The sequence below is a fragment of the Gordonia sp. NPDC003950 genome (genome assembly GCF_053605205.1).
Window position 1 is genome coordinate 39,366 of record NZ_JBSGIT010000010.1, and the last position, 22,077, is coordinate 61,442.

A 22,077-nucleotide genomic window follows, 5' to 3' on the forward strand; every position below is an offset into this window, starting at 1 on the left:
TCAGGCGTTCTCGCCCGGCGCGATTCCCAGCATCGACAGCAGCATCCGGCACTCGTCGGCGTCGGTCGCGTAGGCGGCGACGACGCGGCGGGCGGAACTGGCTGTCTCGTCGGCCACCGGCTCCAGCTCTTCGTCGGCGATGTCGGTGGTCTTGGCTGCAGCCATCATGTCCCTTTGGTCGGGCCCCGGTTCGCGGGGCGGACGCGGTCTCGTACTCGTTCGTCTGTGGGCGTCACGCTGTGCTCTTCCTTATGCCAGTGTGGCGTACGCGACAACCTTGCCCATATTACCCGTTTGGCGAAGGGCGACGACGGGGCGTCACCACACGTTGCGGTTGCCGCCGCGTCGCCAGCGCGCCGGACGCGCCCAGGCGGGGGCGGCGATTCGTGGGCGGCGCAGGGTGCGGGCGATGAACTCGCCGAGCGTGACCCCCGCGGCGAGGGCGCAGCCGACGCCCAACGCGCTTGCCGCCCAGGTCAGACCTTCCAGGGTCTGTTCGTTGAGAATGCCGTACAGACCTCGGTAGACGGCCAGGCCGGGCAACAGTGGCGTGATGCCGGCGACGGCGACCACCAGGGGTGGAGTGACGGCACGCCGGGCGAGCAGACCGCCGAGCATGCCGACGCAGACCGCGGCCATCCCGGACCCGATCACGTCGCCGACCGGGATGAAGGAGGAGCCCGCCACCACGCCGACGCCGATCATCCCGGCGACGAACGCGACGGGCAGGGCGCGTCGCTCGGCATAGCTGGCCCACGCGAAGGCGAGGGCGGCCACCGCGCCGGCCGCGACCCGCACCGGGACGTCGACGGCGGCGAACTGGGTGGATGTGGTGATCGTCGGCAGGTAGAGACCGGTGGTCTCCAGCATCCGCAGGGCCATGCCGACCCCGGCGATGATGCCGCCGGTCATCAGCAGCAGTTCGAAGAACCGCGCGACCCCGGTGATCGGCGCACCGGTGATGGCGTCCTGCACCGACCCCACCAACGACAACCCCGACAGCAGCACCACGATGCCCGCGGCGATCACCTGCGAGGGCAGGATCTCGATGCCGATGCGCTCCCCGCCCTCGAAGACCAGCGCGGCCGGCACCACGGCGATGAACCCGCCCGCCACCTGCTGGAAGAACACCGGCGTCCCGATGCGGTTCAGCAGCCGATTGATGGTGACGGTGACACCGGTGGTCACGAAGGCCAAGAGAGCCACCAGCGGTCCACCGCCGAGCAGGACCGAGATCCCGGCCGCCATCAGTCCCCAGGCGAAGGTCGCCACCTTGTACGGGTACGGGTGGGGTGCGGCGATGATCGCATCGACCATCCGGTGCGCGGTCGACGGTGCGATCGCCGAATCCCGTATCCGTCGGATCAGCCGGTCGACCTGGGCGAGCCGGGTGAAGTCCAGCGAGCGGTACTGCACCGTCTGCATGGTGGTGATCGGCGGCAACGTCGCGCCGCGTCGGGCACTGACCACGATGGTGTTGTAGGTGACGTCGACGTCGACGTCGTCGAGCCCGTAGACGCCGGCGACGAAGCGGATCTGGGTGGCGGTGTCGATCGCGCCGGTGCCCGAATCGAGCAGCACCGCACCGATCTTGGTGGCCAGATCGAGCACCTCGGTGATGGCCGCGACGTCGAACCGGTCGATCGGCCGGCGCGGCGCGACCATGATGCTGCCGGGCTCGATCGTGTCGATCGTGGCCTGGCTGGTGCCGATGAGGCGTCGGGCGGCGCGGCGGATATACTCGCGCAAGCAATGCCTCCTTAGCTCAGTGGTAGAGCACTCGCCTTGTAAGCGAGCGGTCGTCGGTTCAATCCCGACAGGGGGCTCGGATTCGGCCCGTTCGGTGATCATGCCGGACGGGCCGATCATGTTGTGCGACGTTGTTGTCGCACCGCTGTGCGGCCTGCCCGGCGGCGATGTTTCACATCGTCCCGCGTGCAGCTGTGCGCGCGATTAGAGTTATCTCATGGCTTTCCATGTCGACTCCGAGGTCGGTCAGCTCAAGCAGGTCATTTTGCACAAGCCCGGGATCGAACTGCTCCGATTGACCCCGGCCAACGTCAAGAGTCTGCTCTTCGACGATGTGATGTGGGCGGAGAAAGCGCAAGAGGAACACGAACAGTTCCAGCAGATCCTGCGTGATCTGGGCGTCACCGTGTACCTGTACCAGGATCTTCTCGCCACCGCGCTGGCCCAGGACGGCGCCCGGGACGAACTCACGGCGGAGTTGGTCACCGAGACCCAGTTCGGTACCGAACTCGACGGTCCCCTGCAGCGACTCCTCGACGAGCGGGAGCCGGCGCAACTCGCCGAACTGCTCATCGGTGGGATCCTCAAGCGTGAGGCCGCGCCCTACCTGAAGGGTGTGTCCAGTCTGCTGCTCGACAGCCTGCACGACGACGACTTCCTGCTCGCCCCGTTGCCCAATCATCTGTTCCAGCGCGACAATTCGGCCTGGATCTATGAGGGTGTCAATCTCAATCCGATGGCCAAGCCGGCGCGGCAGCGCGAGACGATCAACTCGCGGCTGATCTACAACTTCCACCCGATGTTCACCGCGGAGGAGTTCGCGTTCTACAACGGCAACGACCCGATGCGCTACACACCGGCGACGATCGAGGGTGGTGACATCCTGGTGATCGGCAACCGCACGGTGATGATCGGGATGAGCGAACGCACCGCGCCGCAGGGTATCGAGGTGCTCGCCGAGAGCCTGTTCAAGGCGGGCACGGTCGACCGGGTGCTCGTCGTCGAACTGCCGATGGAGCGGGCGTTCATGCATCTGGACACCGCGATGACGCAGATCGATCGCGACGCGTTCAGCGTCTACCCGTATCTGCCCGAGACGCTGCGGTCCTACACACTCACCCCGCACGGTGACCAGGGACACTTCACCGTGACGGAGAACACCGAGTTGTTCGCCGCCGTCGCCGAGGCCCTCGGGGTGGACCGTCTGCGCGTCCTCAAGGCGCCGATCGACCGGCTCGAGGCGGCGCGCGCCCAGTGGGACGACGGCAACAACTTCGTCGCGGTCAGTCCGGGTGTGGTGATCGGTTACGAACGCAACGTCACCACCAACAAGTTTCTCGGCGACAACGGGATTCAGGTGATCGGACTGTCGAGTTCCGAGCTCGGCCGGGGTCGCGGCGGCCCGCGGTGCATGTCGTGCCCGATCGAACGCGACGCGTGATCGGGCGATGTCTGTGGTGTCCGATCCACCGTTGATCGTCGAGACGACGTCGGGGCCCTACCGCGGTGTCCGCGCGGGTGCGGTCGATGTGTGGCGCGGAATGCGTTATGCCGCACCGCCGGTGGGGGAGAACCGGTGGCGTCGGGCGCGGCCCGTCGACGCCCACGCCGAGGTGGTCGACGCGGACCGATTCGGTGCGGTGTGTCCGCAGCAACGACATCCGGTCATCGTGTTCGGTGACGACCCGGTGATGGACGAGGACTGCCTGTTCCTGAACGTCTGGGCTCCGGCGGTGCCGTCGGATTCGCCGCGGCCGGTGATGGTGTGGGTGCACGGTGGTGCCTATGTGTACGGATCGGGGAGTCAGCCGCTCTATGACGGGGCGCGGATGGCGGCCGAAGCCGGGATCGTCGTCGTCACCATCAACTACCGTATCGGCGCCTTCGGATTCACCGACCTGAGTTCGGTGATCGACGGAGCCGAACCCAACGCCGCGCTGTCCGACGTGCTGGCCGCGTTGACGTGGGTGCGCGACAACATCGCCGGATTCGGAGGCGATCCGGCGCAGGTCACCCTGGCCGGGGAGTCTGCGGGCGGCGGCATCGTCACCACCATGCTCACCGTCCCGTCGGCCCGCGGCCTGTTCCATCGCGCCATCGCGCAGAGTTCGCCCGCCACAACGGTATTCGACACCCAGCGGATGGTCGACGTCGCGCACCGGATTGACCGCGCGGTGTCGGGGTCGTTGGCCACCGCGTCGTCGTCGGCGGTGGTGACCGCGGGCATGCTCGCGTTTGCCCAAGTGCCGCAGAATGATCCGGGAGTGCTGGCGTTCGCTCCGGTGGTCGACGGTGACCTGGTCCCGCGGCATCCGTTGGACGTGCACCGGGCCGGTGAGGCGATGCAGGTGCCGCTGCTGATCGGCAGCAACCGCGACGAGTCGGCGGTGTTCCGGTACATGAAGTCACCGCTGATGCCCATAGACCTGTCGCAGATCCGGAAGATGTTCGAGCGCATCGCGATTGAGCAGCCGAACCTGTCGATTCCGGACGAGCGACGCATTCTCGGTGTGTATCCGCGACATCCGAAGGCCGCGGGCCTGGCGATTGCCCGCGATCTCGCGTTCCGGATGCCGGCGATCTGGGTGGCCCACGCGCATTCGGTTCGGGTTCCGGTGTACCTGTATCGGTTCGATTGGGCCCCGAGGATGTACAAGGTGCTTCGCCTCGGAGCCACCCACGGAACCGAGCTCAACTACATGTGGGGCAACCTGCCCACCGGATCGCGGGACATCACCTACAAACTCGGTGGGCGGTCGACGGGCGAGAAGGTCGCCGAGCGCATGCTGGATCGGTGGGGTTCCTTCGTGCGTGATGGCGTACCCGGCCATCGGGGTGGGACCGACTGGTCTGCCTTCTCGCCGGACCGGCGTACCTCGATGGTGATCTCCGCGCAGGACCGACCCGTCGACGGCCTCGACGATCGGATCGCGGCGGCGTGGGGAGATGAGGTCCTCGCCTTCCGATGACCGCGGCATGAGCCCGCGGTGACGTGAGTCACGTCCGGAGAAGTTGCCCCGGACGGTGAGACGTCGCTAATGTTCCGTCTCATTCGGTTCTCCTTACCGTGCGGTCAGGAGTCGGGGACCGGCCTGAATGTGTTTCGTCCGACGCGAATGATTCCGACACCGGGAGAACCTGTGCGTAGTGTGCTGCGGTCCATGCTGGCCGTCATCGTCGTCCTGTGTGCCATCGCCGCTGCGGCGGTGACCTCTGTCGCCGGTGTGGCCCACGCCGGTCCGCCGAACCGAACTCCACAGCTCGCCGAGGTGTTCAACGGGTATGTGGTCGGGACCTTCACCTCAGGTCGACTGGCCAGCCCGCAGGAGATCTTCACGCCGCTGGTGTCCGACGACCCGTTCTATGTCGAGCCACGACTGCGTGGTGACGAACGCCCCGGGACGCTGCTGAAGGCCAAGAAGGTCGACGTCCAGTTCACCGGGTTCCGGCCGGGGAATCTCGACGCCTACGCGCTGATGTACGTCACCCGCGGACTCCACGACGAGGCCGACATCAGCACCGGCATCCTGATGGTCCCGCGCGACGGTCGCGACAATGCCGACCGGCCGATCGTCGGTTACCAATTCGCCAATGACAGCGTCGGAGCCTACTGCCATCCATCGACGATGTGGACCGGTCGTGATCCGCTCGACGGTGCGACGTGGTCGGCGCTCGGACCGTTGGCTCAGATGTTCGGCAAGGGCTACGCCGTTCTCATCAGCGACGTCGGCAACAACGCCGATCCCGATCCGCATGGCGTTTTCGCCGGAAGGTTCGGTGGCAACACGCTTCTCGACGGATTGCGCGCCGCGATCGCTACCTCTCCGGCGGGGCTGTCGGCGTCTGCGCCGATCGCGTTGTTCGGCGTTGCCGGTGGCGGTGTCGGTGCGGCCTTCGCCGCCGAGAATGCGGATCGGTACGCGCCCGAACTGAATATCCGCGGGTCCATCCTCGAGGGTATGGCCGTCAATCAGCGTAACTTCATCCGCGCGTCGGACGGTTCCATCGGATCCGGGTTCGCCTTCGCGACGCTGTTGGGTCTGGAACCGCGATATCCGGAGATGCGGATCGACGAGAAGCTCAGCCCGGCAGGCAAAGCCCTCGCCGACGTGTTCCGCACACAGTGCCAGACGCCGGCATACTTCGGCACCCCCTTCCTGCCGTTGTCGGTCTTGTTCAACGGCCGGAACCCCGCCGACATCCCCGAGTTCCAGCATGTCTATCGCGACAATCAGTTGGGCACCAGGGCACCCAAGGCGCCCGTGCTGATCGCATCGTGCGCCCGCGACGACTCGTTCATGTCGCTGGTTCCCGCTGCCGACGCCCGAGCCCTGGCCGCGACGTACCGCCGTGGCGGCACCCGCGTCGACTATCAGCCCACCGACTGCAGCATGCTGACACTCCTCACCAACATGTACCGCTGGGGTACAGACCTTTTCGGAATGCAGACCATCGACTGGATGAGCGCTCGCCTGAGCGCCTGAGGGATGGGTATCGCGTGCTACGCACCCTCACTAGAGGGCCGTCGAGCTGCGATACCTGTTCCCGGCATTCACATTTCACTGTGGACTTGTCAAGGTACCGATGCGGTCCCGGCCGGAGCCGGGTGCGGGTTGGTTGGTCTGTTATCTATCTGTGGGCGAGGGTCTTACCCCGTTGGTCGAGCCCTTGCCCGTCGGTCGAGCCGTGTCGTTTCGACGGAGCTCAACGCAAGGAGGCCCCGCAAGCCAAGGCTGGAACCGAATCATCATGCCGCACCCGGAAATCCATCCAACGTCATGGTCCGGCGGTGATACGACCGCAGCCACCTGCGTTGCGGGTCAACACTTTCCGGTGGAATCAACCACGGGTGGTGATCGGCTCCCATGACGACGTCCCATCCGTTATGGTGGACATCGTCATGACAGGCCGAACAGAGCAAAGCGCCGTTCTCCACACATGTTTCGCCGCCGTCAACCCAGTGGACGATATGGTGCGCCTGGGTCCGCGAGGGCGGTGCTCCACACTTGATGCACCCCTTATCCCGGTGCGCCAGGGCGCGTCGTTGGGCCCGGTTGAACAAGCGGATGGTGCGCCCGAGCGATAGTGGTACCTCGTCTTTGCTGACGATCATGACGCCGACGGTGGCGTCGCAGCACAGTTTGCGGGCGGTGGCTTCGGTGACCGATCCCATGAACTGCAACGACGCCAACGATGGTGTGCCGGTGGGGATGGTGAGGTTGACCAACTCGGTGGGCATGCGTGGTCCGTCGTCGCAGTGCTCGCCTCGGGCTGCGTGGGCGGCGGTGTCGAGGATGATCTCCAATGCGTCGGCACGCATCTGACCCGCGGAACGCGGATCGCGGGATCCGTCGGGTTGGGGTCGTGGCGCCGACAACACTTCGATCGCCGTCCTCAACTTCTCCCCGAGTACGGCGTGCAGATCGCCGGTGACCGTGAGGCGTCCATCATCGGAATCGTGGAAGTCCAGGGTGTTGATCGAACGGTCCTCAGCGGCGGGTAAACCGTCGGTGTCATCGGCCTGCTGATTTCCTCGGCTTTTGGCGTAGTCGCGGATTTCGGCGGGTGTGAACCCGGCGGTGGCGTGCCCGAGGAGGGCAATGCTGTGGGCGTCGCGTTCTTCGGTGGTGACGGGCTCGCCGGATCGTTTCTCGATGTGCGCCAATCCTCGGACAATGGCGTCGGCGTGTTCGGCCGAGAGCGTGCCCAGCGCGGTGTGGCGGTGCACTCGCTCGATGTCGGGTGTGGTGCCCAGTCGGATCATGCGAGACGCCGAGGCCGGGGCGACACCCCATTCGTGTAGTAGCTCTTGAAGTTTGCGGCCCTCGTTCTCTGCGACCTTGAGGTGATCGCAGAGTCCGACAAGCACACTCGCATGATGGTCGACGAGATTGCGGATGAGCAGGATGGCGTGCAGTGCGTGCTTTGCGTTGTCGCGGGTGAGGCTGCGGTTGGTGTAGTCGAGTTCGGATAAGAAGTCGATGGTGGTGTCAAGTTCCCCCGGTGTCATGTTTACCACAGTACGCCGGATATCCGTTCGTGGCAAGGGTCAGTTTCGTGAATCCTGTTGCTGTGCATAACGTTTGGTCTGTGGATAACTCGTCGTCGACCGGACTTTTCTGTCGGTGGGGTGTGGTATGGGGCGTCGATTTCGCGGGAGGTGTTGTGGTGGTGAAGATTCCAGCGTTGGGTTGCGTGGTCTCGACTCGGACTTCGCTATCGCTCCGTCCGGCTCGACCGGCGGGATGGGGTCGGCTCGACCGGCGGGATGGGGTCGGCTCGACCGGTGGGGTGAGGTCGCCGCGACCGAAACTGGGTTGCTGTCAACGGAATCGAAAGCGCTGTCAACGGAATCGAAAGCGCTGTCAACGTAATACAGAGCGCTGTCAGTGATGAGGAGAGCGCTGTCAGCGTGATCCAGAGCGCTGTCACCGATATCGAGAGCGCCGTCAGCGAAGAGGCGAGCGCTGTCAGTGGCGACATGGGAACGGGTCCGGATTGTCGGTGCGGGCGGCTACAGTGGCGGCATGTCTCGAGTACGGCTCAATGGGTCATCAGTTCTGCACGACGGTGGGTTTCCCTACAGCGCGACGGTGTCGCCGGGGTCGCTCATCTTCACCGCGGGTATCAGTCCGCTCGATGAAAACGGCGCGGTCGGCGCATTCGGTGATGTGGTGGGGCAGACGCGGATATGTCTGGCGAACCTCGCGGCCGTGCTGGGTGAGCAGGGCGCCACGTTTGCCGACGTCGCCAAGCTGACCATCTATGTGGCGGAACGACTTCAGGCCGATCTCTACGTCGCGTGGGAGGCGGTGGTCGCCGAGTTCGAGACCGTTCCTCCGGCAATGATGATGGGTGTCACCGTACTTCCGTACGACGGTCAACTCGTCGAGATCGAGGCGGTCGCCGCACCGCCGCACGGGTGATCATGACGCGTCCCAGAGTCACCGACCGCGCCCGCCGAAACCGGTTGCTACGCCGCCACCGACTGGCCGCCGACACACGCGCGACGTCCGTCGTCGAGGCCGCCGAATCGATGGTCGGCCTGCATTCCACCACACCGTCGACCGTCTACCTCGCCGCGTGGGCGCGCATCGACGGATTTACGTCCGCATCGATGGACGACGCGCTCTACGTCGACCGGAGTCTGGTCAAGCAGTTGGCCATGCGCCGAACGCTTTTCGTGTTTCCTCGCGACCTCCTGCGGGAGGCGGTGGGTGCCGTGGGCCCCCGGGTGACGGCATCCGAACGCACCAACATGCTCCGCGATCTCCGCCGCAGCGAGTGGTGCACCGATCCCGACGGATGGATCGACGCGGCGCGCACGGCGGTCGCCGCCGAACTCGTCGACGGCGTCACTCTCACATCGTCGCAGATACGCGAGCGCCTGCCCGAGTTCAACCGGACGGTCATCGTGAGCCCGGGAAAGTCGTACGGCGGCACGAACCCGATGTTGCCGCGCATCATCAACATGATGAGTGCCGCGGGAGACATTGTGCGAGGACCCAATTCGGCGGGATGGCATATGTCGAGACCCTCGTGGTCGTCCATGCGGGATTGGCTCGGCGAGCAACTCGATCCGCCCGATCCCGCGACCGCGTATGCAGCGATGGTCCGTCGTTGGCTCGCGTCCTTCGGCCCCGGCACCGAATCCGACCTGGTGTGGTGGCTGGGTTCGACCAAGGCTGCGGTGCGGCAGGCGTTGGCGCAACTCGACATCGCCGAGGTCGAACTCGACGACGGCTCGGTGGGGTACGTCCTCGCCGAGGACGTCGTCTCGCCCGACGACGATGATCTCGAACCCCAGGCCGTCCTGCTGCCGGAACTGGATTCCACCACGATGGGTCACAAGATCCGCGACTTCTACCTCGGGCCACACGGCGAGCACATCTTCGATCGCAACGGCAACGGCGGCCAGACCGTGTGGTGGGACGGTCGCATCGTCGGTGGCTGGTACCGCGACGACGACACGAGCATCCGGGTGCATCTCTTCGAGAAGCTGCCCGCCGGCGCTCGTCGCGCCGTCGACGATCGGGCGGACGAACTGGCCACTTGGCTCGGTGGCGCCCAGATCCGGCCCGGCTACCCGGCCCCGTTCGTCCGCGGATTGCGAGAGCAGCGATGAGTTCTGCGATCCGAACCGGTCGGTCTCTGTACGGGGCCGCGGTTGTCACGCCTGCGGCCACCACGCATCGACGGTGAGGAGTCCGCCATGAACGACCAGTTGTCCACGCCCAAGAACCCGCAGGCGATGCCGCCGGTGGTCGATGACGCCGCCTGGCGCACGGCCCTCGACGACCTGCGTCGCCGGGAGAAGTCGGCCACCCGCGAACTCGACGCGATCGCCGCCCAACGACGACGCATGCCGATGGTCGAGGTAACCAACCACACCCTGACCGGCGCCGACGGCCCGATCAGCCTGGCCGAGATCTTCGACGGCCGATCCCAGCTGATCACCTACCACCACATGTCGAATGACGGCGCAGAGTTCCAGTGCCCCGGCTGCACCGGATACACCTTGCAGTTCACCCGGCTGGAGTTCCTCGACAACTATGACGCCCGATTCGTCATCGTGACCAACGGCCAGATCGACGAGGCGCTGGCCTACCGGCGTCGCGTCGGCAACCGGATGGAATGGTTCTCCGCAGCCGGCACCACCTTCGGGTCCGAGGTCGACGCCGCACCCGGCGAGGGATTCGCGATCAACGTATTCCTCCGCGACGGCGACCGGGTCTACCGCACCTGGCACACCAACGGTCGCGGCACCGAACAACTCGGTCACAGCTTCGCGCTGCTCGACGTGCTGCCGTGGGGCAGGCAAGAGGAATGGCAGGACTCGCCGGACGGTTGGCCGCAACGACCCACCTACTCCGGCTGGGCGGACTCGGCCGACATCGCGCACTTCTACGGAGAGGACTCCTGATGACCACCTCCCAAGCAGCCGAGACCATGGTCGTCTCGCGGTTCGTCGACGCCGCGCCCGAGGACGTCTTCGCGTTGCTGCGCGATCCGACGAGACATCAGGACACCGAGCCGTCGGACTGGGTTCGTGACGCCGTGGACACCGCCTCGCTCACCGAGGTCGGGCAGATCTTCGCGATGAACATGTACTTCGACAAGGCCGACGGGCACTACGTCGTCCACAACCGCGTCAGCGAGATCGTTCCCGACACCGACATCGCGTGGCTGCCGGGCGAGATCGACGACGCCGGTCGACACCGCCCCGGTGGATGGGAGTGGCGCTATCACCTCGCATCGGAGGCCGACGGCACCCGGGTCACCCTCACCTACGACTGGTCACGGACCCCGGAATCCGTGCGCGCCGACATCGGCGGCATGCCGCCGTTCGGACCGGAATTCCTGGAGAAGTCCCTGGCGGCGCTCGACGCCGCCCTCACGGCAGGCTGACGGCCGGCACCCGGACACACTCATCGCCGCAGGTCAGACCTCACAGATAGCTCCCAGTCAAAGTCCAGGCTCATGGCAGACTGGAGGTGTGAGGTGATAGGCGTGAATGAATCTGGCCAGGGAGCGAAAGTCCTCGTCGTCGACGACGAGGCGAATATTCGTGAGTTGTTGTCGGTGTCGCTGAAGTTCCAGGGGTACGAGGTCGAGACCGCGGCGGGTGGCCCGGAGGCGATCGACCGGTGCCGCAACTTCAAACCGGACGTCCTCGTCCTTGACGTGATGATGCCGGGAATGGACGGATTCGGGCTGCTGCGCCGACTCCGCGCCGACGGTATCGCCGCACCGGCGCTGTATCTGTCGGCCAAGGACTCGATCGAGGACAAGATCAACGGCCTCACCATCGGCGGCGACGACTACGTCACCAAACCGTTCAGTCTCGAAGAGGTCGTGGCGCGTCTGCAGGTTCTGTTGCGGCGCAGCGGGTTCGACGAGCGCGAAAGAGACCTCGCGGGTCACCTTCGCCGATCTCGAACTTGACGACGAGACGCACGAGGTGTGGAAGGCCGGCAAGCTGATCTCGCTGTCGCCGACCGAGTTCACCCTGCTGCGGTACTTCATGGTCAACGCCGGCACGGTCCTGTCCAAGCCGCGCATCCTCGACCACGTCTGGAACTACGACTTCGGCGGTGAGGTAAACGTCGTCGAATCCTATGTCTCGTACCTGCGACGCAAACTCGACTACGGCGTCACACCACTGATCCACACGCTGCGCGGTGTCGGATATGTCATGCGGGAGCCGCGGTGACCGCTGGCCCGAGCGCCACGGTGCACTCCGGTGCACGAGGCCCGGCGTCGCACGTACGGTCCGGCACGGCATCCGCATCGAGCGCGGCGGCGGCAGCCCCGACTGTCACCGGGGCGAAACGCCTCCGCGGCGTGCCGCTGCGGATCTCGCTGGTCGGACTGACCCTCATCCTGGTGGCCGTGGGACTGCTGGTGTCCGGAATCGCCGTGACATCGGCGATGCGCTCGGATCTCATGTCGCGCACCGACCAGGGGCTGGTGTCGGCGACGGAGGGGTGGGCCAAACCCCGCAACCCCGACATGGGTTCCTCGCAGGGACCGCCGATCGGTCCCCGCCGTCCCCCCTCGCCCTACTTTGTGATGACGACACTCAATTCCGGTCTGGTGATCTCCAACGCTGCCGACTTCAGCGCCGAACCCGATGTCTCCGGCCTGACGGACTCCAACGTGGCGCCGACGACCGTCGACTCCGTCGGTGACGGGCCGCAGTGGCGCGTGGTCAAGACCACCGGACCGGACGGCGCGGCGATCGTCGCGACACCCCTGACCGACGTCAACAAGACCTTGTCGCGATTGATGTGGCTACAGTTCGGGATCGGGGCGGCGGTCGTCGCGGTGCTCGGCGTCTTGAGTTATCTGCTGGTGCGATCCAGCCTGCGACCGCTGCGCCGCGTGGAGGAGACCGCCCACGCGATCGCCGCCGGCAACCTCAACATGCGGGTGGCCCCCGGACCGCAGAACACCGAGGTGGGCAGTCTCTCGGCCTCACTCAACACGATGCTCGGGCAGATCCAGCACGCGTTCGCCACCACCGCCGCGTCCGAACAGCAGGCCAGGCAGTCCGAGGAGAAGATGCGACGATTCGTCGCCGACGCCAGCCACGAGCTGCGGACCCCGCTCACCTCGATCAAGGGTTTCGCCGAGTTGTACCGGCAGGGCGCGGTGTCCGACGCGGGCGACGCGATGCGCCGCATCGACGACGAGGCGGGCCGGATGACCCTCCTCGTCGAGGACCTCTTGATGCTCGCCCGGCTCGACGCGCAACGTCCGCTGCTCTCCGAACCGGTGGACATGCTGATGCTCGCGACCGACACCGTGCAGGCCTCGCGGGCGGCCGCGCCGGATCGCGACATCCGGTTGCAGGTCATCCCATCGGCCGAACCTCCTGTGGTGCTGGGTGATTCGGCCCGGCTCGTGCAGGTGATCCGCAATCTCGTCAACAACGCGGTGATGCACACCGCCGACGACGCATCGATCACCGTCGGAGTAGGCGTCGACGAATCCCCCACCGGCAACGGCGATGTCGTGGTCACCGTCGCCGACACGGGGCAGGGCCTGAACTCCGATGAACGTGCACGCGTCTTCGAACGCTTCTACCGCAGTGACAGCTCACGCTCACGGGGTGAGGGCAGCGGTGGCAGCGGTTTGGGGTTGTCCATCGTCGCCGCACTCGTCGGTGCGCACGGAGGTCGCGTCGGCGTGGACTCCACGCCCGGATCGGGTGCCTGCTTCTGGGTGCGGCTGCCGCGCCTGGCCGACTGAGGTGGCGGTTGCTCAGATCAACTGCCGTAGCCGGGCGAAGTCGGTGAGGTCGTCCCGGAAGCGGTCGAGGGTGACCAGCGTGTACATCCCGTCGATCTGACGGTCCGCCCAGAGTTGATGGATGCGACGCAGATCGGCCTGACGTGACTTCCAGCCGATCCCGTCGATCACCGCCAACACGAGTTGGCGTGGCAAACGTACCTCGGCCATCTCCTCGATCTCGCGGACCGCGTCGGTCAGCTTCGACCCGGTGGAATCGAAACCCTTTGCCGCGACCACGATGTCGGGTCTCGACGGATCGCCGACGATGAGATCGGCCGGCGCGGTGCGTCCGTTGCGGCCGGAGAACCGGGATCGCGTCGTGTAGTCGAGGCCGAGGTCGCGGGCGATGTCCTCGATCTCGTCTTCGATCCGGCGGCCCGACGCCCCGGCCCGGGTGGCCGTCAGGCGGGTACCCGCGCGGGCGACGAGTATGTCGGCGAAGGAATAGGTCCGGTGCATCTGCGCCGCCAGCATGCGGACGAGATCGAACTCCTCGTCGAGCCAGGTCACCAGTTCGACCGGACGGCTGCGCGCCAGGCCATGCCAGCCGGACGTGTCGAATCGGTCGCGCAGCACATTCTTCAGCTTCTCCTGCGACAGTCCGATCGCCAGACCCAAGACCGGGACGTCGCCGGGATTCTCCCGGACCCACGCGGCGAGGCCGGCGATATCGGTGTCGAGGAGTTCGCCGAGACCGGCCGTGGCGGCCGCGATGTGCTCGGCCTCCGGCGTCGACGCCGTCGGGTCCACGTGAGACGTCAAGCGTCCCAATGTCTTCAGGTACTCGTCGAAATCCGGTGCGTCGGCCATCGCGGTCAGTCGCGTCCGATGAAGAGGTACTCGTTGACGTCGCGGCGGGTGGCGGCGGCGTGCGTGCCGAAACTGTACTTGTGGTCGATCGCGATCACCTCCACCGACGGTTTCACCTTGCCCAGCAGGTCGGTGATGCGATCGGCGTCCGGCAGGGCGTTCGACGAATAGGACAGCACGATCGCGCCGGCGTCCTGGAAATGTTCGAACGTCCGCACCAGGGCGTCCTCGATGGTCCGCTTGTAGGCAAACGGGGTGAACCGCTTCGGCAGTTTCTTGGTCTTGGTGTTCTCCATGATGGTCATGCCCTGCCAGTACGCCGACAGACCCTCGAGGAAGTGATAGCGCTTGATGTAGTCGTTGTCGTCGGTGGGCGGGGCGTAGGGCGGATCGAGATACACCAGATCCGGGGCGCCCCCGAGGGCCGCGGTGGCGTCGAAGTCGAAGACATCGCCGCAGGAACTGTGATGGCGCAGACCGTTGCTGAACACCGTCGCGTTGTACTCGGCGGCCGACCGGAGACGGAAATGATCACGTAACGACATCCGCAGATCGCGTCGGCCGTCGGCGTAGCGAGTGGAATCGGTGAAGGTGAACACGCCGCGTGGCTGTTTGCGTGCCGCCGAGAGCACCAGCGCCGCGATGGCCAGGTCGCGTCGATAGCCGCGCAGCCGATCGATATGCGACCACGCCGAATCCAGGAAAGCGCGGTCGTCGGCGTCGAAGTAGAGGCCGTCGAACGTCGAGGAGATGAAGTCGCGGTCGTCGGCGGGGGGACCACAGATCTCCTCGATCAGATCGGGTTCGAGCCGCACCGAGGAGTTGGCGACCGTCGCGCGCGTGATGATGTGCGGAAAGTTCAGGAAATCGTTGCTGGCCACAGCAAAGCCCTGCGCCTTGAGTAGGTACGAGACGACACCGGAGCCGGAGAACGCATCGACCGCCGTCGCGCCGCCGATCTCGGCGAAGGCGCGTTCGAGGTGCGGGAGCAGTCGGTACTTCGAGCCCATGTAGCGAAGCCGCGGGAAGCGCTGCGCCGCATCGACGATGTCGACGGAAGCGGCGGGCGCACCACGGGCGGGATCGAAGGCTCGGCGACTCACAGCACACAGGATGTCACGGACCTCCGACAACAAAAGATCAACACGTCGGTGAACTCCGGTCGTCGTGGTGAGACGAACGCCCCGAACATCGGCCCCAACACCACTGTCGGTGGGGTGTCCGGCCCTAGACTGTGGGTCATGTCGTCGGTATTCACGAAGATCATCAACGGAGAACTGCCCGGTCGATTCGTCTGGCGTGACGGTCAGGCCGTAGCCTTCCTGACCATCGAGCCCGTCACCCCCGGCCACGTGCTGGTGGTGCCGCGCAAAGAGGTCGATCACTGGGAGCAGATGGACACCGCGTCCTTCACCCACCTCGCCGACGTCGCGCAGAAGGTGGGCCGTGCCGTACGGGAGGCCTTCGACGCACCGCGCATGGGCCTGCTGATCGCCGGCCTCGAGGTACCGCACGTGCACATCCACGTGTTTCCGGCGTTGAGCATGGACACCTTCGATCTCGGCAACGCCCGCAAGGACATCACCCCGGAACAACTCGACGCCGACGCCGACAAGATCCGGGCGGCCCTGCGCGCCACCGGCTACACCGAATACGTCGACGACTGAGGCGAAGCCCCGCGGCTCACCTGATCACTGACAGCGCTCACCTGATCACTGACAGCGCTCGGTGATCCCGCTGCGTGGCGCTGTCAGCACCGTCGAGAGCGCTGTCAACGGTGGAGAGGGCGCTGTCAGCGATGCGGCGGGCGCTGTCAGCGCGCTACACCGTCCGGTGAATCAGTAACGGCAACACCGCGGTTGCGCCGGACTCCCGGAGCAGTGCGGCCGCCAGGGTGATCGCCCAACCGGAGCGGGACTCGTCGACGACGAGCAGCACCGAACGGCCGGCGACCTCGGTGGGCGCCGGCCCGAGATGGTCATGCCAGTACCCCGCCTCGACGGTGCCGGGGGCATCGCGCGGCGGCGGGTCGCCCAGGCGCACCGGCAACGACGTGCCGTCGCGCTTGCCGACGCGACACAGGTACGCTGCGACGTCCTCGGCCAGGGATGTGCCGCCCAGGCGCAGTGAGCAGATGACCTCCGGGCGCAGACCCGATTCGCGACCCCACGCCGCCAGCGTGGCGACCGCCGCATCGCCCAGATCGGCCACCGCCTGCTCGTCATGATCGCGGGCCGCGGCCAACAGATCCGTCCATTCGGGCGCATCGGCGTGCGCCAGCACCCGCCCGGGTTCGGCGGCCGCCGCCGCCGCGATCCGTCCGCGCCGCCCGAAGTCGTTCTTGGCCGGCCACATCTTGCGTGGCTCGAGCACCTGGGCCGCTTGTCGTAGCGACGCGGTGATCGACCGGATCACGGTGGCGTCGACATCCGCGGTGAGCGGGTCGGTGAGATGTCCCAGGCACACCGAACACCGGCCACACGGCTCGGCCGCCGGATCGTCGAGTGACTCGGTGAGCAACTGCATGAGGCATCGACGGCCCGCCACGTAGTCGCGCATGATGTCGGCCTCGCGGCGTCGAACGGCAAGCACACCGTCGTAGTGCGCGGCGTCGAAGGTCCAATCCCGCCCCGTCGCCGACCATCCGTCCGGGCCGCGTTCGGTGGCGCCGTCCACTGCGAGTTGCTTGAGCATCAACTCGATTCGGCCACGACGCTGACCGGTCTGCGCCTCCAACGCCACCACGCTCATCGGTTCGGGCGACGAGTTCAACGCGTCCAGCACGGCCGCCATCCGCGTCGGCTCCGGAATGGTCGAGGTGGCAAAGTGCTCCCAGATCCGCGCGTCGGTGGCCGAGGCGAGCAGCATCACCACCGCGTCGTCGAGCGCACGCCCGGCGCGACCCACCTGCTGGTAATAGGACACCGGCGACGGCGGCGAACCCACATGGACGACGAACCCCAGATCGGGTTTGTCATATCCCATCCCCAACGCCGAGGTGGCCACCAACGCCTTGATCTCGTTGCGCAACAACGCATCTTCGAGTCGATGACGGGTATCGCCCTCGAGTTGCCCGGTGTAGGCCGCGACCGGGTAATCGTCGCCGTGCACCGCGCGGATGGCGCCGACGAGGCGATCGGCGTCGGCGACGGTGAGCACATACACGATGCCCGACCCCGGCAGCTCCGGCAGATACTGCGCCACCCAGCCATACCGCTGAATCGGTGACAGTCCGTCGATCACGTTCAGATGCAACGACTTCCGCGCGAGGGAACCACGCAACACCAACGTCTGCCCACCGAGTTGCGCGGCCACATCCGCGGTGACCCGCTCGTTGGCGGTGGCCGTGGTGGCCAGCACCGGTGTCGCCGGATTCAGCGACTGCAACACATCCGAGACGCGCCGATAGTCGGGCCGGAAATCGTGGCCCCAGTCGGAGATGGCATGAGCCTCGTCGATCACCAGCAAACCCAGGCGCCCGGCCATCGCGTCGAGCACCCGCCGCCCGAATCCGGGATTGGCCAGCCGCTCCGGTGACACCAGCAACACGTCGATCTCGCCCGCCCGCAACGACGCCTCGATCTCATCCCACTCGTCGATATTCGACGAGTTCAGCGTCGCCGCCGTCAACCCGGCTCGCCCCGCCGCCGCCACCTGATCACGCATCAACGACAACAACGGCGAAACGATGAGAGTCGGCCCGCTCGCTGCGCTCCCGGCGCCGGGCAGAGTCGGCCCGCCCGCCGAATCGCGCCGGAGAATCGCGGTGGCCACCCAGTACACCGCCGACTTCCCCCACCCGGTGGCCTGCACCACCAGCACCCGGGCCGCCGGCCGGGTGGTCAGCGCGGTGATCGCCTCGAGTTGGTCGTCCCGCAGGCGCGCGTCCGGACCGGCGAGGCTGGTGATCACGGCATCCGCGATGGCAGCGGCGGTATCAGACAGTGCGGTTCCCGACATGCGCCTAAATCTATCGTCATGCTCCGACATCGCCCTGACCTGCGGGGATCGGGCATCGTGGGCGCCGTTCGACGCTGGTGGCGGCTCACAGGAGACTGGCAGCTTCGGCGCAGAGTGGCCCCAGGGGGCGAGCCCAAGCTTGTAGCCATGACCACAGAAGCGCTTCCGCAGGCCGCCGCCCCGATCACGGTGGTCGCCGACAGTTCCGCACCAGCTCCGGTCCTCGACATCGTCGTCCCCGTCTACAACGAGGAACTCGACATCGCCGAGTGTCTGCATCGTCTGCACGAACATCTCCGCGTCAACGTGCCGTTCGCCGCGCGGATCACCGTCGCCGACAACGCGAGCACTGACTCGACCGTCGCGATCGCATCCCACATCGCCGACGAACTCGACGGCATCCGCGTTGCGCACCTCGACGAGAAGGGGCGCGGCCGGGCACTCAAGGCCGTGTGGAGCCGCAGCGACGCGCAGATCGTCGCCTACTGCGATGTCGACCTGTCCACCGACCTCAACGCGTTGATGCCGTTGATCGCGCCGCTGATCTCCGGACACTCCGACGTCGCCATCGGCACCCGACTGTCGAGGGACTCCCGCGTGGTCCGCGGCCCCAAACGCGAATTCATCTCGCGTTCCTACAACCTCATCCTGCGCACCACCATGCGGGCGAAGTTCTCCGACGCCCAGTGCGGATTCAAGGCCATGCGCACCGACATCGGGCGGCAGGTGCTGCCCTACGTCGAGGACACCGGCTGGTTCTTCGACACCGAACTCCTGGTGCTCGCCGAACGGATCGGGCTGCGCATCGCCGAGGTTCCGGTCGACTGGACCGATGACCCCAACAGCACCGTCGACATCGTGTCCACCGCGGTCGAGGACCTCAAGGGATGCGCCCGCGTCGGCTATGCGCTGAGCACCGGCCGGCTGCCGATCGCCGAACTGCGCTCCACCATCGGTCGGGAACGTGCCCCCGGACCCGCCCTCGACGGCGTCCCGCACGGCATGGTCGGTCAGCTCGCCCGGTTCTGCGTCGTCGGAGTCGCCTCCACCGTCGCCTACGCCGTTCTATACCTGCTCCTGCATTCATTTCTTGGCGCGCAGGTGTCGAACTTCGTCGCGCTCGCGGTGACGGCCATCGCCAACACCGCGGCCAACCGCCGGTTCAGCTTCGGCGTCCGTGGACGTGAGGATGCGGTCAAGCACCAGTTCTTCGGCTTCGGTGTCTTCCTGTTCGGGTGGGCGGTCACGTCGCTTTCGCTGGTCGCACTGCACTACTTCGCGCCCGACGCCGGTAAGCACATCGAACTGCTCGTCCTGGTGATCGCCAACCTCGTCGCCACCGCCACCCGATTCGTCGGGCTACGGTGGGTCTTCCGATCACACATGCACCGCCCCGCGCCGCAACCGGCCCAGTGAGAGAGATGATGAGTCAACCCGATTCACCCGAAGAGTCCGACAATTCCATCGCCACAACCGAATCGGCAGACGTCACCGAAGATGCCGCGGCACCGGAGAGTTCCTCCCGGGGCCGTGGCCCTGTTTCGGTGCCCGCCGATCCGCCGACGCTGTGGAAGTGGTTGTCGCTGGTCGCCCTGATCGTCGGCACCGCGCTGATCAATCTCTGGAACCTGTCGATCAACGGCTGGGCCAACTCGTTCTACGCCGCGGCCATCCAGGCCGGCTCGCAGTCGTGGAAGGCCTGGTTCTTCGGCTCGTCGGATATGGCGAATTCGATCACCGTCGACAAACCGCCTGCGTCGCTGTGGATTCCGGGTATCTCCGTGCGGATCTTCGGCCTTAACAGCTGGGCGATGCTGGTGCCCAACGCCCTGATGGGTGTGGCCGCGGTGGCGTTGCTGTACTGGATGACCCGCCGGTATCTCGGGCACTGGGCCGGCATCCTCGCCGGTGTCGTTCTGGCGTTGACGCCGGTGGCGGCGATGATGTTCCGCTTCAACAATCCCGAGGCGCTGCTGGTCCTGCTCATGGTGGCGGCGACCTGGGCATGTCTTCGGGCCTGTGAGGACGGTCGTCTGCGCTGGATGATCCTGACCGGCGTCTTCGTCGGATTCGGTTTTCTCACAAAGCAATTGCAGGTGATGCTGATCGTGCCGCCGCTGGCGCTGACGTATCTGGCATTCGGGCCGGGCGGGTGGCTCAAGCGGGTGTGGCATCTGTTGGCCGCGCTGGCCGCGATGATCGTGTCTGCCGGCTGGTGGATTCTCACGGTCGAGTTGTGGCCGGCGTCGTCACGTCCGTGGATCGGTGGCTCGCAGAACAACTCCATCCTCGAACTCACGTTGGGCTACAACGGTTTCGGTCGTCTCAACGGGAACGAGCGGGGCAGTGTCATGCCCGGTGGTGGGAACCGTGGGTACGGTGCCTACGCCGACGGAATGGGCGGAATGGGCGGTCCCGGTGGATATTTCCCCGGCGGTCCGGGCGGCCGCGGCGGCCCGGGTGGCGGAATGTGGGGAGAGACAGGCATTCTGCGGATGTTCGAACCCGCCCAGGGTGGACAGATCGCCTGGCTGATCCCGAGCGCGTTGATCCTCGGCATCGGCGCTCTGGTGATCATCGGTCGCGCCGCGCGTACCGACATGCGCCGCGCCTACCTGTCGGTCTGGGGCCTGTGGCTGATCGTGACGATGGCCGTCTTCAGCTTCATGGCCGGCATCTTCCACAGCTACTACACCGCGGCACTGGCGCCGGCGGTCGCCGCCGTGCTCGCCGGTGGCGGTGCCGTGGCCTGGCGCGCCCGGGCCACCCTCTGGGTGCGAATCCTGCTGGCGGCGGCGGTCTGGTTCGCCGCCATCTGGGGATTCGTGCTGCTCGACCGCTCACCGGACTTCGTTCCGTGGCTGCGGTGGATCGTACTGTTCCTCGGTCTCGTCGGCGGCGCGGTCATGCTCATCGCGCATCGCGCCTACCTCGGTGCGGTCGCGGTGGCGCTGTCACTCATCGCGGCGCTCGCCGGACCGCTGGCCTACACCGTCGACACCATCACCACCGCCAAAGAAGGCTCGATCATCTCGGCCGGGCCGACCGTCGAGGGCGGTGGACCGGGCGGCTTCGGCGGACCCGGGCGTGGCGGTAACCGCTGGACCGGGGGCCAACAGAACGGGAGCCAACAGAACGGGAGCCAACAGAACGGGAGCCCACAGAACGGGGGCCAACAGAACGGTCAGATGCCGGGCATGCCGCCCGGCGGCTTCGGCCAGGGCCAGATGCCCGGCATGCCCGGTGGTCAGGGTGGCCAGGGTCAGGTGCCCGGCGGCTTCGGCCAGGGCCAGATGCAAGGCAACCAGATGCCCGGTGCAACGGGCCAGGGCGGCGGCTACACGGGTATGGGCGGCATGAACGGCCCGGCCGGCGGCCTCCTGATGGGCTCGAAACCCAGCGCCGAAATGGTCTCGACGTTGCAGCGCAACGCCGATCAGTTCACCTGGGTGGCCGCCGCGATCGGATCCAACACCGCCTCCGGCTACCAACTCGAGACCGGGTACTCCGTCATGCCGATCGGCGGCTTCAACGGGACCGACCCGTCGCCGACGCTCGCCCAGTTCCAGAAACTGGTGGAGGAGAAGAAGATCCACTACTTCATCGCCAGTGGTCGGGGCATGATGGGAGGCGGCTCCGAGGGCACCTCGTCGCAGATCACCGAATGGGTGGAGCAGAACTTCACCTCGTCGATCATCGACAACGTGACGTTGTACGACCTGACCGCGCCGAAGTGATTGGCTAAAGTGCCGATGTGGCACT

The 22,077-nt window shown here is 66.5% G+C and carries 17 protein-coding genes, 1 tRNA gene and 1 pseudogene; 13 read left to right on the forward strand and 6 right to left on the reverse strand.

The features are described from left to right. Entirely contained in the window at nt 1–168 is a 168-nt protein-coding gene (locus tag ACWETB_RS10730; protein WP_014358961.1) for a hypothetical protein, read from the reverse strand. Nucleotides 169–318: 150 nt separating this feature from the next. Continuing rightward, nucleotides 319–1,749, reverse strand: coding sequence for a threonine/serine ThrE exporter family protein (locus tag ACWETB_RS10735; protein ID WP_452211033.1), 1,431 nt, complete (start codon nt 1,747–1,749; stop codon nt 319–321). A gap of 5 nt (nt 1,750–1,754) precedes the next feature. Between ACWETB_RS10735 and ACWETB_RS10740 the strand changes: the two genes are divergently transcribed. From ACWETB_RS10740 to ACWETB_RS10755, 4 genes are all read left to right on the forward strand, one after another. Then, a tRNA-Thr gene (locus tag ACWETB_RS10740) sits at nt 1,755–1,826 on the forward strand. Nucleotides 1,827–1,966: 140 nt separating this feature from the next. Further along, nucleotides 1,967–3,190: an arginine deiminase gene (locus ACWETB_RS10745; RefSeq protein ID WP_449742161.1), complete on the forward strand. Its 1,224-nt coding sequence runs from the start codon at nt 1,967–1,969 to the stop codon at nt 3,188–3,190. 7 nt (nt 3,191–3,197) lie between these two features. Then, nucleotides 3,198–4,718 carry a carboxylesterase/lipase family protein gene (locus ACWETB_RS10750; RefSeq protein ID WP_452211035.1) on the forward strand — a complete coding sequence of 507 codons (1,521 nt, stop codon included), beginning with the start codon at nt 3,198–3,200 and terminating at the stop codon, nt 4,716–4,718. Between the two features lie 192 nt (nt 4,719–4,910). Next, nucleotides 4,911–6,233, forward strand: coding sequence for a lipase family protein (locus ACWETB_RS10755; protein ID WP_452211192.1), 1,323 nt, complete (start codon nt 4,911–4,913; stop codon nt 6,231–6,233). A 263-nt stretch (nt 6,234–6,496) separates the two neighbouring features. On the opposite strand, the gene ACWETB_RS10760 is transcribed toward ACWETB_RS10755, so the two are convergent. Next, the gene (locus ACWETB_RS10760) at nt 6,497–7,759 is read right to left on the reverse strand and encodes a DUF222 domain-containing protein (protein WP_452211037.1); all 1,263 of its coding nucleotides are present in this window, start codon (nt 7,757–7,759) and stop codon (nt 6,497–6,499) included. Nucleotides 7,760–8,276: 517 nt separating this feature from the next. Between ACWETB_RS10760 and ACWETB_RS10765 the strand changes: the two genes are divergently transcribed. The 6 genes and pseudogenes from ACWETB_RS10765 to ACWETB_RS10790 all read left to right on the forward strand — a co-directional run bounded on the left by ACWETB_RS10765 (nt 8,277) and on the right by ACWETB_RS10790 (nt 13,503). Further along, entirely contained in the window at nt 8,277–8,675 is a 399-nt protein-coding gene (locus ACWETB_RS10765) for a RidA family protein (protein WP_449742158.1), read from the forward strand. A 2-nt stretch (nt 8,676–8,677) separates the two neighbouring features. Continuing rightward, nucleotides 8,678–9,874 carry a winged helix DNA-binding domain-containing protein gene (locus tag ACWETB_RS10770; protein WP_452211039.1) on the forward strand — a complete coding sequence of 399 codons (1,197 nt, stop codon included), beginning with the start codon at nt 8,678–8,680 and terminating at the stop codon, nt 9,872–9,874. An 87-nt stretch (nt 9,875–9,961) separates the two neighbouring features. Beyond that, nucleotides 9,962–10,672 (forward strand): DUF899 family protein, encoded by a 711-nt coding sequence (locus ACWETB_RS10775; RefSeq protein WP_452211041.1) that lies wholly within the window; start codon nt 9,962–9,964, stop codon nt 10,670–10,672. Next, a complete protein-coding gene (locus ACWETB_RS10780; protein ID WP_449742155.1) occupies nt 10,672–11,157 on the forward strand; it encodes an SRPBCC domain-containing protein in 486 nt (161 codons plus the stop codon). The genes ACWETB_RS10775 and ACWETB_RS10780 overlap by 1 nt, the downstream gene beginning before the upstream one ends. A 72-nt stretch (nt 11,158–11,229) precedes the next feature. Next, nucleotides 11,230–11,962 (forward strand): annotated as a pseudogene (locus ACWETB_RS10785) (response regulator transcription factor). Nucleotides 11,963–12,093: 131 nt separating this feature from the next. Next, a complete protein-coding gene (locus ACWETB_RS10790; RefSeq protein ID WP_449742440.1) occupies nt 12,094–13,503 on the forward strand; it encodes a sensor histidine kinase in 1,410 nt (469 codons plus the stop codon). A 12-nt stretch (nt 13,504–13,515) separates the two neighbouring features. Here the strand turns inward: ACWETB_RS10790 and ACWETB_RS10795 are convergent, their stop codons facing one another. Together ACWETB_RS10795 and ACWETB_RS10800 are read right to left on the reverse strand one after the other, a co-directional pair. Further along, on the reverse strand, nt 13,516–14,355 hold the full coding sequence (locus tag ACWETB_RS10795; RefSeq protein WP_449742153.1) for a hypothetical protein: 840 nt from the start codon (nt 14,353–14,355) through the stop codon (nt 13,516–13,518). A 5-nt stretch (nt 14,356–14,360) separates the two neighbouring features. Next, a complete protein-coding gene (locus tag ACWETB_RS10800) occupies nt 14,361–15,365 on the reverse strand; it encodes a DNA adenine methylase (protein ID WP_348804877.1) in 1,005 nt (334 codons plus the stop codon). Between the two features lie 231 nt (nt 15,366–15,596). On the opposite strand from ACWETB_RS10800, the gene ACWETB_RS10805 reads away from it, so the two are divergent. Beyond that, entirely contained in the window at nt 15,597–16,022 is a 426-nt protein-coding gene (locus ACWETB_RS10805; protein WP_348804619.1) for an HIT family protein, read from the forward strand. A 154-nt stretch (nt 16,023–16,176) separates the two neighbouring features. Here the strand turns inward: ACWETB_RS10805 and ACWETB_RS10810 are convergent, their stop codons facing one another. Continuing rightward, nucleotides 16,177–18,315, reverse strand: a complete 2,139-nt coding sequence (locus ACWETB_RS10810) for a RecQ family ATP-dependent DNA helicase (protein WP_452211044.1) — start codon at nt 18,313–18,315, stop codon at nt 16,177–16,179. A 147-nt stretch (nt 18,316–18,462) separates the two neighbouring features. Here ACWETB_RS10810 and ACWETB_RS10815 point away from each other — a divergent pair, with 147 nt between their 5' ends. Continuing rightward, nucleotides 18,463–19,731: a glycosyltransferase gene (locus ACWETB_RS10815; RefSeq protein ID WP_452211046.1), complete on the forward strand. Its 1,269-nt coding sequence runs from the start codon at nt 18,463–18,465 to the stop codon at nt 19,729–19,731. An 8-nt stretch (nt 19,732–19,739) separates the two neighbouring features. Continuing rightward, nucleotides 19,740–22,052 (forward strand): ArnT family glycosyltransferase, encoded by a 2,313-nt coding sequence (locus tag ACWETB_RS10820; protein WP_452211195.1) that lies wholly within the window; start codon nt 19,740–19,742, stop codon nt 22,050–22,052. Nucleotides 22,053–22,077 lie beyond the last annotated feature (25 nt).